General features: G+C 65.2%; 17 protein-coding genes. 8 read left to right on the top strand and 9 right to left on the bottom strand.

The features are described 5' to 3' along the window. Positions 1 to 101 precede the first annotated feature (101 nt). The 3 genes from EJC49_RS15680 to gatB are packed head-to-tail and all read right to left on the bottom strand — an operon-like array spanning position 102 to position 2,585. Entirely contained in the window at positions 102 to 572 is a 471-nt protein-coding gene (locus EJC49_RS15680; RefSeq protein ID WP_126700878.1) for a GNAT family N-acetyltransferase, read from the bottom strand. Positions 573 to 594: 22 nt separating this feature from the next. Continuing rightward, complete coding sequence (locus EJC49_RS15675; protein WP_126700877.1) at positions 595 to 1,086, bottom strand: GNAT family N-acetyltransferase; 492 nt, start codon at positions 1,084 to 1,086, stop codon at positions 595 to 597. Next, a complete protein-coding gene (gene gatB, locus EJC49_RS15670) occupies positions 1,086 to 2,585 on the bottom strand; it encodes an Asp-tRNA(Asn)/Glu-tRNA(Gln) amidotransferase subunit GatB (protein WP_126700876.1) in 1,500 nt (499 codons plus the stop codon). Before gatB ends, EJC49_RS15675 begins: the two co-directional genes overlap by 1 nt. Before the next feature lie 149 nt (positions 2,586 to 2,734). Here gatB and EJC49_RS15665 point away from each other — a divergent pair, with 149 nt between their 5' ends. Continuing rightward, the gene (locus tag EJC49_RS15665; protein ID WP_126700875.1) at positions 2,735 to 2,992 is read left to right on the top strand and encodes a DUF6455 family protein; all 258 of its coding nucleotides are present in this window, start codon (positions 2,735 to 2,737) and stop codon (positions 2,990 to 2,992) included. A 108-nt stretch (positions 2,993 to 3,100) separates the two neighbouring features. Here the strand turns inward: EJC49_RS15665 and EJC49_RS15660 are convergent, their stop codons facing one another. Then, on the bottom strand, positions 3,101 to 3,532 hold the full coding sequence (locus EJC49_RS15660) for a CBS domain-containing protein (protein ID WP_126700874.1): 432 nt from the start codon (positions 3,530 to 3,532) through the stop codon (positions 3,101 to 3,103). A gap of 100 nt (positions 3,533 to 3,632) precedes the next feature. Continuing rightward, a complete protein-coding gene (locus EJC49_RS15655) occupies positions 3,633 to 4,313 on the bottom strand; it encodes a rhomboid family intramembrane serine protease (protein ID WP_126700873.1) in 681 nt (226 codons plus the stop codon). Positions 4,314 to 4,748: 435 nt separating this feature from the next. Here EJC49_RS15655 and EJC49_RS15650 point away from each other — a divergent pair, with 435 nt between their 5' ends. The 3 genes from EJC49_RS15650 (at position 4,749) to EJC49_RS15640 (ending at position 7,093) form a co-directional block, all read left to right on the top strand. Then, a complete protein-coding gene (locus EJC49_RS15650) occupies positions 4,749 to 5,372 on the top strand; it encodes a PAS domain-containing protein (protein WP_126700872.1) in 624 nt (207 codons plus the stop codon). A gap of 194 nt (positions 5,373 to 5,566) precedes the next feature. Continuing rightward, the gene (locus tag EJC49_RS15645) at positions 5,567 to 6,184 is read left to right on the top strand and encodes a PilZ domain-containing protein (RefSeq protein WP_126700871.1); all 618 of its coding nucleotides are present in this window, start codon (positions 5,567 to 5,569) and stop codon (positions 6,182 to 6,184) included. A 303-nt stretch (positions 6,185 to 6,487) separates the two neighbouring features. After that, positions 6,488 to 7,093, top strand: coding sequence for a transglutaminase-like cysteine peptidase (locus EJC49_RS15640; protein WP_126700870.1), 606 nt, complete (start codon positions 6,488 to 6,490; stop codon positions 7,091 to 7,093). 228 nt (positions 7,094 to 7,321) lie between these two features. Here EJC49_RS15640 and EJC49_RS15635 read toward each other — a convergent pair whose 3' ends face one another. Together EJC49_RS15635 and EJC49_RS15630 are read right to left on the bottom strand one after the other, a co-directional pair. Continuing rightward, positions 7,322 to 7,849 (bottom strand): gamma carbonic anhydrase family protein, encoded by a 528-nt coding sequence (locus EJC49_RS15635; protein ID WP_126700869.1) that lies wholly within the window; start codon positions 7,847 to 7,849, stop codon positions 7,322 to 7,324. Positions 7,850 to 7,876: 27 nt separating this feature from the next. Beyond that, positions 7,877 to 8,206 carry a DUF6949 family protein gene (locus EJC49_RS15630; RefSeq protein WP_126700868.1) on the bottom strand — a complete coding sequence of 110 codons (330 nt, stop codon included), beginning with the start codon at positions 8,204 to 8,206 and terminating at the stop codon, positions 7,877 to 7,879. A gap of 109 nt (positions 8,207 to 8,315) precedes the next feature. Between EJC49_RS15630 and EJC49_RS15625 the strand changes: the two genes are divergently transcribed. Beyond that, positions 8,316 to 9,050 carry a hypothetical protein gene (locus tag EJC49_RS15625; protein ID WP_126700867.1) on the top strand — a complete coding sequence of 245 codons (735 nt, stop codon included), beginning with the start codon at positions 8,316 to 8,318 and terminating at the stop codon, positions 9,048 to 9,050. A 75-nt stretch (positions 9,051 to 9,125) separates the two neighbouring features. Next, entirely contained in the window at positions 9,126 to 10,139 is a 1,014-nt protein-coding gene (locus EJC49_RS15620; RefSeq protein ID WP_126700866.1) for an ATP-grasp fold amidoligase family protein, read from the top strand. A gap of 23 nt (positions 10,140 to 10,162) precedes the next feature. On the opposite strand, the gene EJC49_RS15615 is transcribed toward EJC49_RS15620, so the two are convergent. Together EJC49_RS15615 and cysE are read right to left on the bottom strand one after the other, a co-directional pair. After that, entirely contained in the window at positions 10,163 to 10,369 is a 207-nt protein-coding gene (locus EJC49_RS15615; protein ID WP_126700865.1) for a DUF3126 family protein, read from the bottom strand. 229 nt (positions 10,370 to 10,598) lie between these two features. Further along, entirely contained in the window at positions 10,599 to 11,420 is an 822-nt protein-coding gene (gene cysE, locus EJC49_RS15610) for a serine O-acetyltransferase (RefSeq protein ID WP_126700864.1), read from the bottom strand. Between the two features lie 122 nt (positions 11,421 to 11,542). Between cysE and EJC49_RS15605 the strand changes: the two genes are divergently transcribed. Both EJC49_RS15605 and EJC49_RS15600 read left to right on the top strand, forming a co-directional pair. Next, a complete protein-coding gene (locus EJC49_RS15605; protein ID WP_126700863.1) occupies positions 11,543 to 12,343 on the top strand; it encodes an enoyl-CoA hydratase-related protein in 801 nt (266 codons plus the stop codon). 616 nt (positions 12,344 to 12,959) lie between these two features. Further along, positions 12,960 to 16,778 carry a vitamin B12-dependent ribonucleotide reductase gene (locus EJC49_RS15600; protein WP_126700862.1) on the top strand — a complete coding sequence of 1,273 codons (3,819 nt, stop codon included), beginning with the start codon at positions 12,960 to 12,962 and terminating at the stop codon, positions 16,776 to 16,778. The last annotated feature ends 65 nt before the right edge of the window (positions 16,779 to 16,843 follow it).

The raw sequence follows: 16,843 nt of genomic DNA, 5'->3' as shown, positions 1-16,843 counted from the left end.
CCATCCAAAGAATCCAGATCAAACCTCCACGCCAGTCCTATTTCTCAAATGCGATTCCCCTACGTCGCGCCCGCCCCGCACCGGAGCAGCCGGAACGACCCTCAGAGCTTCATCTTGAACGCCACGTGGCTCTTGGTGAAGCCCAGTCGCTCGTAGAAGCGGTGGGCCTCGGCGCGCGCCGCGTTCGAGGAGAGCTGGACCATGTCGGCACCGGCCGCGCGGGCACGCTGGACCGCCTCGCGCATCATCGCCGCACCGATGCCCCGTCCGCGCTGGTCGGCACGCGTCTGCACCCCCTCGATCGTCAGGATGACCCGGCCTCGCCCCGAGATCGTCGGCGTCAGGGTGGTCTGGAAGGTGCCGACCACATCGCCGCCGATTTCTGCGACGACGAGACGGTCGGCAGGGCTCGCCTCAATGCGATCGAAGGCCGCCAGATAGTCCGTCAGCGCGGCGGGATCGGTGGTGTCGCCATGGCCGCCGATGGCGTCGTCCGCGAACAGGGCGACGATGGCGGGCACGTCGTCGCGGCGGGCGTCGCGGATCACGAGCGCTTCGTCATTCCGTTCCACGTGGCGAGGCTCCTGCGGACGGTCAGGCGAACAGGCGCTCGAGGATCAGTGCCGGGATGCCCGACTGGTCCTTGCCGCAGTTTTCCGTGCGGCCGATCTCGACGAAGCCCTGCGTCCGATAGAACGTGATCGCCTTCGCGTTCGCCGGGTCGACCTCCAGGCGAACGCGCTCGGCATCCGGGAAACTCTCGATGATCTCGTCGAGCAGCATTCCGCCGATCCCCTGCCCCTGGCGGCCGGGCCGCACGTAGAGTTGGGACAGCGTGAGGGTCTTGCCGTCGCCGGCCGCGCTGGCGAAGGCCATGCCGGCGATTTCCGACCCGTCGTCTGCGACCACGAACTCGGCATCCGGCTTGTCCAGCCGCGCCTTCAGCGCGCGCAGCGAGTGCCAGTCGTTGGTGATCTCGGTGACCCGGTCGGCGCCGTACAGGTCGTCATAGGTGGCATGCCAGGTCTCGACCAACAGGTCCCGGATCGCGGGCAGGTCGTGCGGCCCGGCGGTGCGGATGAACATCATTCGATCCCGAGCTTGGCCTTCACCAGATCGTTCACCGCCTGCGGATTGGCCTTGCCGCCGGTGGCTTTCATCACCTGGCCGACGAACCAGCCTGCCATGGTCGGCTTGGCGCGCGCCTGCTCCACCTTGTCGGGATTGGCGGCGATCACCTCGTCCACCGCCTTTTCGATGGCGCCGGTGTCCGTGACCTGCTTCAGGCCGCGGCTCTCGACCAGGTCGCGCGGGTCGCCACCTTCGGTCCAGACGATCTCGAACAGGTCCTTGGCGATCTTGCCGGAGATGGTGCCGTCCTTGATCAGGTCGATGATGGCGCCGAGCTGGGCGGCGGAAACCGGAGTCTCTTCAAGGGTCTTGCCGGATTTGTTCAAGGCGCCCAGCAAATCGTTGATGACCCAGTTGGCGGCCATCTTGCCGTCGCGGCCCTCGGCAACCTTCTCGAAGAAGTCGGCGACGGCCTTTTCGGCCACCAGCACCGATGCGTCATAGGCGGACAGGCCCATGGCCGAGACGAAGCGCTCCTTCTTCTGGTCGGGCAGTTCGGGCAGGTGCGCGGCCAGCGCGTCGACATAGGCCTGGTCGAACTCGAGCGGCAGAAGATCCGGATCGGGGAAGTAGCGATAGTCGTGCGCCTCTTCCTTCGAGCGCATCGAGCGGGTCTCGCCCTTGGCCGGATCGAAGAGCCGCGTCTCCTGGTCGATCTTGCCGCCGTCTTCGAGGATGGCGATCTGGCGCTGCGCCTCCGCCTCGATCGCCTGGCCGATGAAGCGGATCGAGTTGACGTTCTTGATCTCGCAGCGCGTGCCGAATTCGCCGCCCGGCTTGCGCACGGAGACGTTGACGTCGGCGCGCAGCGAGCCCTCGTCCATGTTGCCGTCGCAGGTGCCGAGATAGCGCATGATGGTGCGCAGCTTGGTGACATAGGCCTTCGCCTCGTCGGCCGAGCGGATGTCGGGCTTCGAGACGATTTCCATCAGCGCCACCCCGGAGCGGTTCAGGTCCACGTAGGACATGGTCGGATGCTGGTCGTGCATGGACTTGCCCGCGTCCTGCTCCAGGTGCAGACGCTCGATGCCCACTTCGATGTCCTCGAAATGGCCCTGCCGGTCGGGGCCGACCGAAACCGTCACCGTCCCCTCGCCGACGATCGGCTGCTTGAACTGCGAGATCTGGTAGCCCTGCGGCAGGTCCGGGTAGAAGTAGTTCTTGCGGTCGAAGACCGACTTCAGGTTGATCTGGGCCTTCAGGCCGAGGCCCGTCCGGATCGCCTGCTTGACGCATTCCTCGTTGATGACGGGCAACATGCCCGGCATGGCCGCGTCGACCAGGCTGACATTGTCGTTGGGCGCCGAGCCGAAAACGGTCGATGCGCCCGAGAAGAGTTTCGAATGGGAGCTGACCTGGGCGTGGACCTCGAGGCCGATGATCACCTCCCAGTCGCCGGTGGCGCCGGAAATCAGCCGCTTGGGGTCGGGGGTGCGGGTGTCGATGATGGTCATTTCAGGCCGGAAACCTCATGGTCGCATATGCTGTTTGGCTAGAACAATCACCCTGCGGAGGCAAGGCTTTCGCGCTGCTTGATCCAGATCAAGGCGCCCTTCCCGCGGCACGGCGATCCTGGCTTCGACAACAAGCGGGGAGAATCGACGTGGGCTACTTGGGTTTCCTGGAGCGGATGTCCAGCAAGGCGGATCTGATGGAACGGATGATGCGCAAGCTCGACGTCCGCGACGCCATCACCGAGATGCCCGCGGCGCCGTCGGTCCTGCGCAATGCCGCCTTTCGCTGCATGACCTGCGGCCACGCTGGCGAATGCAAGTCGTGGCTGGAAGAGAACCAGGCGCCGGAGCACGCACCGGGCTACTGCCGCAACAAGGATCTCTTCGAGTTTGCAGCCGGGAATTAGCGCAGCGGGGGGCGTAGACCCCTCCATCGCGCTTCACGTCACTACAGTGCCCCTGTAGCTCGGCCGGCCCGCCTCCCTACCCTCCCTGGCGGCCGGCCCTTTTTTCGTTCAGGCGGTGGCGATGTAGTTGCGGATTTCCTCTGCCTCGTGCTCGACCTGCTCGATGCGCTTCTTGACCACGTCGCCGATCGAGATGATGCCGACCAGCATCCCGTCGCGCTCGACGGGCAGATGCCGGAAGCGCCCGGCGGTCATGATCTCCATCACGTCGTTGACGGAATTGTCCTCGTGGCAGACCTTCACCTTCGACGTCATCGCCGCCGAAATGGGCTTTTCCAGCACGCCCGGCCCATCGCTCGCCAGAATGCGGACGATGTCGCGCTCCGAGAGGATGCCGGCGATGCGGCCCTTGTCCTTCGTCACCACGATCGCGCCGATCCTGCGCCGCGCAAGCAGTTGCACGGCGTCCGCAAGCGTCTGGTCCGGCGTCATGGTTTCGACGTCGGCGCCCTTTTCCGCCAGGATGTTCTTCACCAGCATAGCGTCCTCCTCATTCCGCGAATTCCGCCCCCTCCGACGGCCTTCGCCATCGGACGAGCATGGTGCGCGGAGTTTCCGGCCATTGCAAGGCTCGCGCCTTTCAACCACCACGCCGGTCGAAGAGACGCACGGCGAGGAAGCCGGCCAGGAAGCCGCCGATATGGGCTTCCCAGGCGATGGCGCCGTCTACGCCCGGCACACCGCTGGCCAGGCCCATCGCCAGGTTGATCACGAACCAGACCGTCAGGAAGGTCACCACGGTGCGCGACGACAGCGCTTCGGGAATGGTCAGCAGCCGTCCCTCGAAGGCCGGCCGCCCGGTTCCGCGACTGCTTCGAAACCCGAACCGGGCGGCGGCGCCCATCATGCCCGAAATCGCACCCGAGGCACCCACCAGCGGAACGACGCTGTTCATGTGCAGGACGTAGTGAAGCGCGACGGCCGCGAGCGTCGTGGCGCACCAGAACAGGACGAATCGCAAGGCGCCGATTCGCGACGCGAGCGGAGAGCCGAAGGCGGCGAGCCAGATCATGTTCACGGCCAGATGCGCCATTCCGCCATGCAGCAGCGAATAGGTCAGCGGGCTGGTGAAAGCCGGCCAGTCGAGAAGATAGCCGCCCGAATAGCGCTCGGGGATGAAGGCTCCCGTGAGGATGACGTAGACGTTCAAGTCCGGCGACAGCAGATAGGCGCGCACCACATGAATGCCCACGCAAAGCGCGATGAAGACGAGCACGACGTCGGGAATGTTGAAGGCCGGCTCGCGCCGCCTGGGCGGCATGATGGGGCCGCCGCCTGATTCGCGGTGGGCATCGTGCAAGGGATCTGCTGACAAGGCTGGGAACTCCGTCGATCGGACGCCCTATATGGCTCCCGGGGGCGCCGACAGGAACCGTCCCGACCCGAAAAGGTTAAAAAATTGGCCGTCCGAGACGGTGTCCCGAACGGCCGGTCGAGTCCCCACTCGATCTGAAGCTGATGGTGCCTGCACCCGAATTCGCTGTAAAGCCAATGGCTTCATGGTGTGCGTGCACCCTCACACATCGGCCATGTCGCTGCAATCTAAACGTTTCGTTAACCTTAACGGCGCGGCACCGTGCATAATGGTTAATAGCGCTGGCATGCAACCTGCTCTGTCCTCCATGAAGCATGACGGAAGTCACCCCGTTGTGCGTGGTTGAGACAGGTCCACGTGAAAATGCATGAGTGGGGACAGATGAGACAAAGGGGAACCGCGGGACTGTTCCAGTATTGGAACAGGCTCCGCGATGGTCGCCCGGCGCCGCGGCGGTCGGAGATCGAGCCGGCCGACATCAAGTCGATGCTGGCGGATACGTTCATCCTCGAACGGGACTTGCGCGGCGACGCGGTGTTCCGGCTCGCGGGAACACGGCTGTGCGCGACATTCGGGCGCGAGCTGAAGGGCTTTGCCTTCACGTCGCTCTGGGGCCACGCGGACCAGTCGAAAGCATCGCGCCTGGCGCTTGCGACGCTGCTCGACAAATCCGTGTCGGTGACGACGCTGCTTGGCACAACCGCGAGCGGCCGCTCGATCGATCTCGAGCTGCTGCTCCTGCCGCTCGAGGGCGGCGCGGAAAGTTCCCGCGCGATGGGGTCGCTCTGCCCGGCGGAAAAGCCCTACTGGCTCGGCGCCGACCCCATCGTCCAGTGCGAGGTGGACGGCGTGCGGATGATCGATCCCGATCGCGAATCACGGCTCGGCGATGGACTGCTGCACGTCACCGCACCTCCCCTCGCCCCCGGCCAGGCCTCGATCGACGACGCGCCGACGCGCCGGTTCCGGCACCTCGTCGTCATAGACGGCGGACGCCGCGGCTGACGGCGATCCGACTGTCTGCCACTCGCGCTATCCTATCAATCGGGGCGCGATGCAATCTTAGAGATTGCTTAAATATTTCTTTCGGAATCCGGACGGACCTGCCTTCGTATTACAAACTGTTAACGCATCCCCGTCATATTGGCACCAGCCCATCGTGGCCATCTTGATCGGATCATGGGTAGACAGGGACAGACATGACGTCAGCGGCGACAGATGCCATGCCGTCCAGGGCCGAGAGGCGTTATTTCCAGCGCGTGCGGGTCAAGGTCTATGGCCGCTTCATGCTGGAAGACCGCACCGAGCACCCGTGTCAGGTCGTCGACATGTCTCCCGGCGACACGCTCTTGCGCGCCGATCGGGTGGGCGAACTCGGCGAGCGGGTCATCGCCTACATCGATCACATCGGCCGCATCGAAGGCGTCGTCACGCGCATCACCGACAACGGCTTCGCGATGACCATCGTCGCGTCTGAGCGCAAAAAGGACAAGCTGGCGGCCCAGCTCACATGGCTGGCCAACAAGCACGAGCTCGACCTTCCCGAAGATCGACGCCACGATCGCGTGTCGCCGCGCAACCCGATCAGCGTCCTGCAACTGGGCGACGGCCGCCAGTACCAGTGCCGCATCGTCGACCTGTCGCTGTCGGGCGCTGCCGTCGAGATCGACGTTCGTCCCGCGATCGGCACGCCCGTGACGCTCGGCACCATGCGCGGCCGGGTCGTGCGCCATTTCGAAGACGGCGTGGCCATCGAGTTCGCCTCCGTCCAGCGCGTCGATGCGCTGGAAGCCGAGTTCACGGACGACGATCGCTGACAGGCGTCCTCTGCGCCCGCCGAACGCTGGATCCCATGATCTCCCTTGTCCCGACCACCGGTTGACGCGCGCGTCCGTCGCCCCGGTTCCGCCCACGTCTTCCGCCTCCTGTCGTTCTTCCCGGTCGCGGCCGGGTGGGTCCGTGCGCGTGTCGCGCGACGATCCGCATTCGAGAAAATTCGATCTAATTTTTATTCTATTTTATATTATATCGCACTCGCGTTTTACTTAATTTTGGCGACGCGACTTTGCCGGGAATAAATTCGTATCTGCCATTGTGTTTCCGAACGGGGAGACAAGGCGATGGGATTTCGGGACAAGTTGATCGCAGTGTCGGCAGCGGGCATGATGCTCGCCATCGCGCCGGCAACCGCATTCGCAGCAAGCACCGCGATGCCGACAGGCGGGCGCACGACGCAGCCGGTTGGCCATTACGACTTCTGCAAGCGCATGCCGGCCGAATGCGCCGTCCGCACCAGGAACAGCCAGCCCCTCGAACTGACCCGCAAGCTGTGGGACAGCATCGTGGCCATCAACCACGAGGTCAACACCACGGTCTCTCCACGAACCGACTATGAAATGTGGGGCGTGGAAGAATACTGGTCCTATCCGACAGATGTCGGCGACTGCGAGGACTACGTTCTCGAAAAGCGCCGCCTTCTGATGAAGATCGGCGTGCCCGCGTCCAATCTGCTGATCACGGTGGTTCGGCAGCGCAACGGCGACGGCCATGCCGTGCTGACGGTGGAAACGAGCCTCGGCGACTTCATCCTCGACAATCTGGAAAGCCGCGTGCTCGCCTGGACGGACACCGATTATCGCTACCTCAAGCGCCAGTCGAGCCAGGATTCGGGCGTCTGGGTTTCCATCGGCGACGACCCCAACGTGGCCGTCGGCAGCGTAAGATAGAACCGGTGTCCCGACGGCGGGCGCCGCTTCGGGACACGGGCAAGACGATGAAGACCTCGAACTTGGGGCGCGGTTTCGAACGGTCGCGACAGGTTCGAGGTTTCAAAGAGGTTCCCGGTCGAGTCCCCACCTCCCCGTCCCCAACGACCGGGTACACGGAGCCGGCCCCTGTCCCCGGGCCGGCTCCACCTTTTTTGGTGGTCGCCTGCCACGGCGCATGCGGGCGGGTCAGACGAGCGTCAGTCCCTTCCGGAACCGGCGGCCGTTCTCCACATAGTGGCCGGCCGACCAGCGCAGCAGTTCGATGGCCTTGTCGTCGAGCACGCGTATGGCTTTCGCCGGCGAGCCGACGATCAGCGAATTCGGCGGAAACTCTTTGCCTTCGGTGACCAGCGCGCCGGCTCCCACCAGCGAGTTCTCGCCGATCCGGGCGCCGTTCAGCACGATCGCACCCATGCCGATCAGGCTGTTGTCGCCGATGGTGCAGCCGTGCAGCATGGCCCGATGGCCGATCGTGCAACCTTTCCCGATGGTCAGCGGAAAGCCGACGTCGGTGTGCATGACCGTGTGCTCCTGCACGTTGGAACCCTCGCCGATCTCGATCGGCTCGTTGTCGCCGCGCAGGACCGCACCGAACCAGATGCCGACGTCGCGGCCGATCGTCAGCCGGCCGATCAGCGTCGCGTCAGGCGCGATCCAGTTGGTCGTCTCGTCCTCGAACGCGGGCGCCACGCCGTCCAGCGCATAGATGGGCATGATGGTTATCCTCGCCTCGTCGTCTGTTCAGGAAAGCAGGCTGCCGACGAAAAAGGCTACGTCGACGACGATGATGCCGGTCAGGAACGCCCATGTCAGCGAAAGGGCCGCGCTGCTTCCGACGGTCGTCCAGCCGATTCGGCGAACCCGAAAGGCGTCCAGCGCCTCGTTGAACAGCATGAAGGGCCCGGCGATCATCGTCAGCGCCAGCGAGCGGACCGGCCGCTTGAGCGTGACGAAGGGCTCGGCGAAGGCAAGCCGCCGCCCACTCCACATCTCGAGCACGACGCCGGCCATGCCGCCGACGACGAGCCCGCTCAAAAACACGAAGGATACGATCCAGACACCGGTCATCATTTACCGATCGTTTACCACGACAGACGAAGCTCGTCACCGGTTGCCGCAAGAGACGTGCCGGTTTTCCCGTGCCGATGCGGGACGCCGGCTGGCGACGGAGTGAACGGGAATGCAGGCGTCGACGGGCGAAGGCGGCACGGTGCGGCGGATCGACGACCAGTTGATGGTCCGCGTCTTCGTCGCATTCCTCCTGCTTGCGCTCGTTTCCGCGCTCATCAGCGTCGGCGGCAAGTGGATTGGCCGCTCCATCGCGCTTGCGGGCCACACCGAAGACGTCACCACGCGCGAGATCGTCATCGGCAACAACGTCATCGTGGTGCCCGCGAATGCGATCCGGTTCGAAACCGATCGCCGCGACGGCGTTGCGGGATCGTTGCGCCTCTATCTGAGATGGCCCGACATGCAGGGCTACACGGCGTCGACGCGGGATGATTTCAACCATGCCGGCGGGTCCCGCAACATTCTCTTCGTGTCCTTCGAACCGCAGATCATGTCGCGCGACATGAGCGGCCGCTTCGATCCGATCTACGCATCCCTCATCGAGCCCCCCGGAACGCCAGGCCCGGCCGGACTCACGGTCCATGGCTTCAAGCCGCAATCGGGCTATCTCGACGAACGGCTGGTGGTCGGGCCCCAGGAACAGGGGAGCCGCTTCGTCGCACGGTGCCTGACGGGGGTCGTGGCGGTCGAATCCCTGGCCGATTGCGAGCGCGACCTCATCGTCGGCGACGGTCTCGTCCTGGTCTATCGCTTCCCGTCGTCGCTGCTTGGCGACTGGCGGGCGATCGACGCGGCCGTGCTCGCCTATGCGCGCGATGCCTTGAAGACGCCTCGCGGCGGCTGAGCATCGTCAAAGCGCCACGTTTCGTTGGCCTTCAGCCGATGGCGGCGGCTGATCATCGATGATAGCCCCTAAGCCATGTACCCCACCCCCTTCTTCGATCTCATGCCACGTCGTCCGCTCGGCGAGGCCCCTGCCTGCAATGCGTATGCCTACGCGACGGCCACCACGGCGGCGCGCCTGTTCCGCGCGCGGCTGAGGCACTGGCCGAACGCCGCCCGACCCGTCACCTACAATGAAAAGATGTTCTGGCGGCGGGTCTTCGACCACGACCCCGCCTTTCACGTCTATTGCGACAAGCTGGCCACGAAGCACGTCTTCGCGCGCCTTCGCGATCCGATCGAAACGCCGAAGGTTCTGTGGGTCGGCCAGGACCCGAAACACTTCCCCGGCGACCTCATGCGGCCGGGCGTCATCGCCAAGATGACCGCCGGAAGCCGGCAGACCTGGTTTTTCTCCACCCGTCGCGACGCCAGGCCGGCCTTCGAGAAGGAGTGCCGCGACTGGCTGGCCAGGCCCTTCGGAACGAGGCACGCCGAATGGGCCTATCTGGGGATCGAGCGGTTGCTGTTTGCCGAGGAAGAGATCGCGGGCCATCGCCCGCAGATGGACGAACTGAAGGTGCACCTGTTCGGCGGCGAGACCTACTACACGGTGATCTACCGTGACGAGAAGACGCCGGTCAGCAAATCCGCGATCTACGACGCCGAGGGACGCCGGCTGGACGTGCAGACCTCGGCGGCGTCGAAGGATCCGTCGCGGCGTCTGCCGCCCGGGCACCAGGTTCCGGCCTGCTACGGGCGCGCCATCCGTGCCGCCGAAGAGATCGCCGACGGCACGGACTATCTGCGCGTCGACTTTCTCGTGTCGGAGGGCAGGCTCTATGGCGGCGAGATCACCCCCTATCCCACCGCAGGGCACATGGTGAACTCGGACAAGGCGATCATGGCCGACATGTCGCGCCGGTGGGATCTGCGCCGCAGCTGGTTTCTGAAGACGCCGCAGGTCGGCTTCAAACGGCTCTGCCAGTCTCGCATGCGGGCCTTCGTCGAAGCGGAACAGGCGACCTATGCGCGTTTCGATGGCGCCTGAGCGCCGCCGCGCGACGCCGATCGTCAGAGATCGACGTCGAGGATCGCCATCGAGAAATTGTAGGACAGCTCGCCGTCTTCGTCATCCTTGAAGATGATGCCCAGAAACTCGTCGCCGACGTAGAGCTCGCAGGAATCGTCCTTTCGCGGACGCGCCTTCACGGCGAGGGAGGGGTTCTGGAAGGTGCGCTTGAAGTAGGCGTCCAGCTTCCTGATTTCTTCGGCTTTCAAATCGACTTCTCCCGGTCGGTGTGCGTTTGCGGCATCTGCCTGCCTTGCGCGCTATCGGCGCGCCCGTTTTTCCAAAGGCTTCGGCGCGCCAGCGGCGCGCCTGGTCGTCAAGCGTCAGGCCGCCAGGGGCGCACCTGCCTGCGCAGGCTTCTGGCACGCTCGCCGCCGACGTGTAAACCCCGCGGCCGACGTTGCCGCTCTCGATCCGAGGCCCGGTGGGCAGCGCCCGTCAGCCGGCCCCGCCGATCAGCTGGTCCATGGCGCGCGACGGCTCGGCGCAGCCCGCCTCGCCGACGATCCGGGCGGGAACCCCGGCGACCGTCTTGTTGTGCGGGACGGCCGCGAGCACCACTGATCCGGCGGCGATCTTGCTGCAATGGCCGATCTCGATGTTGCCGAGAATCTTGGCGCCGGCGCCGATCAGCACGCCATCGCGGATCTTGGGATGGCGGTCGCCCGTCTCCTTGCCGGTCCCGCCGAGCGTCACGCCCTGCAGGATCGAGACATTGTCGCCGATGACGGCCGTGGCGCCCACGACGAGGCCCGTGGCATGATCGAGGAAAATGCCCTTGCCGATGCGCGAGGCCGGGTTGATGTCGGTCTGGAACACCGCCGAGGAGCGGCTCTGGAGCCACAGCGCGAAGTCCCGGCGGCCTTCGTTCCAGAGCCAGTGCGCCAGCCGGTGCGTCTGGATGGCATGAAACCCCTTGAAGTAGAGCACCGGCATGATGAAGCGGTCGCAGGCCGGATCACGATCATAATAGGCCTGGATGTCGACCCGGACCGTGGCGCTGAACGACGGATCGCTCTTGAGCATGGCCTTGAAGGTCTGGACGATGAGATCCGCGGTGATGTCGCTGTGGCCGAGACGTTCGGCGACGCGGTGAATCACCGCTTCCTCCAGCGTCTCCTGGTTGATGATGGTCGAATAGATGAAGGCGGCCATCAGCGGATCGCGGGCGACCGCGTCCTCGGCTTCCTGGCGGACCGATTGCCAGATCGGATCGACCGGCCGGATCTCGCTCGACCGCGCGTTGCTGCGTGTGCTCATGCCGTCGCTCCCTTGGCGCTCCCATGTTTCGCGCCCTTGCCGGGTCGCGCAACATAGGCCAAAACCACTTCCCTTAGAACCACGAATTCCTCAACACACCCTTCAATTGGATTGATGCGAGCGTGAATCAAGTCGTGACCGATCCGCGCATCCGCGTATCCCGCCATGATGACGGGGTCGTGAGCGTCACCATCGACCGAGCCGAGAAGAAGAACGCCCTTACGTTCTCGATGTGGCAGACGCTCGCCGCGGTCTTCTCGCGCGAATCGGCCCTGCCGTCGACGCGGGTGATCGTGCTGTCCGGCGCGGGTGCCGATTTCTGCGCCGGCGCCGACATCGGCGAGTTCGCCGACCTGCGCGACGGGGCCGGGACGGCGCGCGACTACGAGGCGGCAAACTCGGCCGCCTTCCGCGCCATTCGTCTGTCGTCCGTGCCGACGATCGCCTCGATTGCCGGCATCTGCTTTGGCGGCGGGTTTGGCATCGCCGCGGCCTGCGACCTCCGCATCGCCACGCAGGACGCCCGGTTCTCGGTGCCCGCCGCCCGACTCGGCCTCGCCTATCCGCAGGACGCCATGCAGGACATCGTGCGCGCCTGCGGGGCGCAGACGGCGAAGTTTCTCGCCTTCTCGGCCGCGCGGCTGAGCGCCGAACAGGCCAGCAACGCCGGCATCCTGCTCGAAACCGTGGCCGACCGCCCTGCCCTCGACGCCCGCGTGGCGGAGATCGCCGCCGGGATCGCGGCCAACGCTCCCCTGTCGATCCGGGCCTCCAAGGCGTCGATCGCCGCGGTGGAAAGCGGCGATCCTGCGGATGCCGTCCACGCCCGCGAACTCGGCGACGCGACGTTCGGCAGCGACGACTATCGCGAGGGGCGAACGGCATTTTCCGAACGGCGAACGCCGCGTTTCCGGGGCCTCTGACGCCGCCGCCCGTCGCGGCTGGCCGCTGCCGCAGCGTCATGCGGTGTCTTCCCGACAAATCGCCTCCGTCCCCGCTATCCACATGTGCGCACACAATATCTAGCGTCATCGGTCTGTCACGAAACGAGGCCTTGACGCTCCGGGACGAGTCGCATTTTATGGGGTCGAGCCCGTGTTGAGGGCTTGGCCGGCGCGTTTCGGGACCGGTCACCATTTCCAGCTTTTGTTGCGTTCGGCGTTGCACCAACGGTTTGCGAGGACCGTTGCGAAGCGTTTTCGAGTGGTGGCTTGCGAGGGGTGTAGAGACGATTTTCGGGGTGGGCGAAATCTTTTGTTAACACTATATTTAGTGTTTGCGCCCTACTCTGACGCTAGATACAGTCGCTGGATCACACCCACTGACTCGTATCGAACAAGTGGAAGCGGAACCCGCGAGGGTTCGTCGGAAGCCGGATGCCGCCTGATCGCAGGCGTCGTCCACGGTATTCAGGCGACAACGTGCGGACGGAGAACCGGCGGTCCTTCAGGATTGCCGGAGCGGCGGACCTCGCGCCTTTTCCGGGATATGGGATCCCCGGTCGAAAGGCGCTATATATAGATGTCAAAGGGACAGACCATGCGGATCGAACGTCGGTTCACCAAGAGCCAGAACACCAGCCCCTATGCGGAGATCGAGTTTCGCAAGGCGCTGAGCGAAATCAGGAATCCGGACGGCTCCGTCGTCTTCCGCCTGGCCGACATCGATGTGCCGGCGCAGTTTTCCCAGGTGGCGACGGACGTCCTGGCGCAGAAGTATTTCCGCAAGGCCGGCGTGCCTGCCCGCCTCAAGAAGGTCGAGGAGAACGACGTTCCCTCGTTCTTGTGGCGTTCCGTGCCCGACGAAGCGGCGCTCGCTGCCCTCCCCGAGAATGAACGCTACGGCTCCGAGACCGACGCGCGCCAGGTCTTCGACCGTCTCGCCGGCACCTGGGCCTACTGGGGCTGGAAAGGCGGCTATTTCGACGGCGAGGACGACGCCCGCGCCTTCCGCGACGAACTCGCCTACATGCTGGCCACCCAGCGCGTCGCGCCGAACTCGCCGCAGTGGTTCAACACCGGCCTGCACTGGGCCTACGGCATCGACGGTCCCGGCCAGGGCCATTATTACGTCGACCCGTTCACCGGCAAGATGACCAAGTCGAAGTCGGCCTACGAGCATCCGCAGCCGCATGCCTGCTTCATCCAGGGCGTCCAGGACGACCTCGTCAACGAGGGCGGCATCATGGACCTGTGGGTTCGCGAGGCGCGCCTGTTCAAGTACGGCTCCGGCACTGGCTCCAACTTCTCCTTCCTGCGTGGCGAGGGGGAGAAGCTGTCGGGCGGCGGCAAGTCGTCGGGCCTGATGTCCTTCCTGAAGATCGGCGACCGCGCGGCCGGCGCCATCAAGTCCGGCGGCACGACGCGCCGCGCGGCCAAGATGGTCGTGGTCGACATCGACCATCCCGACATCGAGGAATACATCGACTGGAAGGTGAAGGAGGAGCAGAAGGTCGCCTCGCTCGTCACCGGCTCCAAGATCGTCAAGCAGCACATGGCCGCCGTCATGAAGGCCTGCGTCAACTGCGAGGCCGACAACGAGGATTGCTTCGACCCGGCCAAGAACCCGGCGCTGAAGCGCGAGATCAAGGCCGCCAAGAAGAATTCCGTCCCGGAAAACTACATCCAGCGCGTCATCCAGTTCGCGCGGCAGGGCTACACCTCGATCGAGTTCAAGACCTACGACACCGACTGGGATTCGGAAGCCTATCTCACCGTTTCGGGCCAGAACTCCAACAACTCCGTCTCGCTCAAGGACGACTTCCTGCGCGCGGTGGAGACCGACGGCACCTGGAACCTGACCGCCCGCAAGGACGGCCGGGTGATGAAGACGCTCAAGGCCCGCGATCTGTGGGAAAAGATCGGCTATGCCGCCTGGGCGTCGGCCGATCCGGGCCTGCACTTCAACACCACGATGAACGACTGGCACACCTGCGCGGCCGCCGGCCCGATCCGGGCGTCGAACCCGTGCTCGGAATACATGTTCCTCGACGACACGGCCTGCAACCTCGCCTCGATCAACCTGCTGACCTATCGCAATCGTGATGGTTCCATCGACGTCGCGGCCTACGAGCACACCGTGCGGCTGTGGACCGTCGTGCTCGAGATCTCGGTCATGATGGCGCAGTTCCCGTCGAAGGAGATCGCGCGGCTGTCCTACGAGTACCGCACGCTCGGCCTCGGCTATGCCAACATCGGCGGCCTCCTGATGACCTCCGGCATCCCCTATGATTCGGACGAAGGTCGCGGCATCTGCGCCGCACTCACCGCGCTGATGACGGGCGTGGCCTACGCGACCTCGGCCGAGATGGCCGGCCAGCTCGGCGCTTTCCGCGACTACGACCGCAACGCCACCAACATGCTGCGCGTCATGCGCAACCACCGCCGCGCCGCCTATGGCGAGAAGGACGGCTACGAGCAGCTGGCCGTCAGCCCGGTGCCGCTGGTCGCCGACCACGTGCCGCAGGCCGAACTCGTCGAGCGCGCCCGCGCCGCCTGGGACCGGGTGCTCGAACTCGGCGAGGAGCACGGCTTCCGCAACGCGCAGGCCACCGTCATCGCGCCCACCGGCACGATCGGCCTGGTCATGGACTGCGACACCACCGGCATCGAGCCCGACTTCGCGCTGGTGAAGTTCAAGAAGCTCGCCGGCGGCGGCTATTTCAAGATCATCAACGGCGCCGTGCCCGAGGCGCTGCGCACGCTCGGCTATTCCGAGAGCCAGATCGCCGAGATCGAGGCCTATGCCGTCGGCCACGGCAACCTGAACCAGGCGCCGGGCGTCAATCCCTCGACGCTGAAGACCAAGGGCTTCACCGACGAGAAGATCGCCGCGGTCAACGCGGCGCTGAAGTCTGCCTTCGACATCAAGTTCGTCTTCAACCAGTGGACGCTCGGCGCCGACTGGCTGAAGCAGACCTTCGGCTTCACCGACGAGCAGCTCAACGACATGTCGTTCGAGATCCTGCCGGCGCTCGGCTTCTCGAAGAAGGAGATCGAGGCCGCCAACGTCCACATCTGCGGCGCCATGACGCTCGAGGGCGCGCCCTTCCTCAAGGCCGCGCACCTGGCCGTGTTCGACTGCGCCAATCCCTGCGGCAAGATCGGCAAGCGCTATCTGTCGGTCGACAGCCACATCCGCATGATGGCGGCGGCCCAGCCCTTCATCTCGGGCGCCATCTCCAAGACCATCAACATGCCCAACGAGGCGACCGTCGAGGACTGCAAGTCGGCCTATCTCCTGTCCTGGAAGCTGGCGCTGAAGGCCAATGCGCTCTACCGCGACGGCTCCAAGCTGTCGCAGCCGCTCAACGCCTCGCTGATCTCGGAAGAGGACGACGAGGACGAGGGGCTGGAGGAACTGGCGGCAATGCCGGCCGCCGCCCGCGCGGTCACCGTCACCGAGAAGATCGTCGAGCGCATCGTCGAGCGCGTCGTTCGCGAGCGCGAGAAGCTTCCCAACCGCCGCAAGGGCTACACCCAGAAGGCGGTCGTGGGCGGCCACAAGGTCTACCTGCGCACCGGCGAGTTCGACGACGGGCGTCTCGGCGAAATCTTCATCGACATGCACAAGGAGGGCGCGGCCTTCCGGGCGATGATGAACAATTTCGCCATCGCCATCTCGCTCGGCCTGCAATATGGCGTGCCGCTCGACGAATATGTCGAGGCCTTCACCTTCACCAAGTTCGAGCCGGCCGGCATGGTCATCGGCAACGACGCGATCAAGAACGCCACGTCGATCCTCGACTACGTGTTCCGCGAACTGGCCGTATCCTACCTGTCGCGCCACGACCTCGCCCATGTCGACATGTCGGACTTTTCCAACACGGCGTTGGGCAAGGGCATCTCGGAGGGCAAGTCGAGCCCCTTCTCCAAGGGGCTGACGCGTGGCGCCTCGCCGCTCAAGGTGGTGGCGGGCGGCGGCGATCCGAAGGGCCAGGCCGGGTCCGATCGCGGCCAGCCGGCGCGCGCCGCGCCGACGGCGTTTTCCGGCTCCAACGTGCGGGCGATCTCGACGGCGGCCGCCACCGTCACCGCGCTCAAGCCCACCGTCTCGGAGCTGCGCGAGGAGGCCACCGCCTTCCGCCGCGACTACGAGGAGCGCGCCCGCGAACTGGAGGAGGCCGCCGCCTTCGAGGAAGCCGCCAACGCGGCGAACGAGATCAGCGAGAGCCTGTTCACCGACACGGCCGCGAAGGAAGCCGCCGACGCCAAGGCGCTCGCCAACGAACGCCGCGCCCGTGCGGTCATGCAGGGCTACACCGGCAACATGTGCTCGGAGTGCCAGAACTTCACCATGGTGCGCAACGGCACCTGCGAGAAGTGCGACACGTGCGGAAGTACAAGTGGTTGTTCCTGATACTAAACCTACTGGGCGGACACCCAAAGTTGTGTACTTGAAAGCCAATGTTGTGTTCCTGAACG

It is taken from the genome of Aquibium carbonis (genome assembly GCF_003970795.1).
In the GTDB taxonomy this organism is placed as follows: domain Bacteria; phylum Pseudomonadota; class Alphaproteobacteria; order Rhizobiales; family Rhizobiaceae; genus Aquibium; species Aquibium carbonis.
Note: the sequence above shows the minus strand (reverse complement) of the source record. Positions and strands in the feature narration are given on the sequence as shown.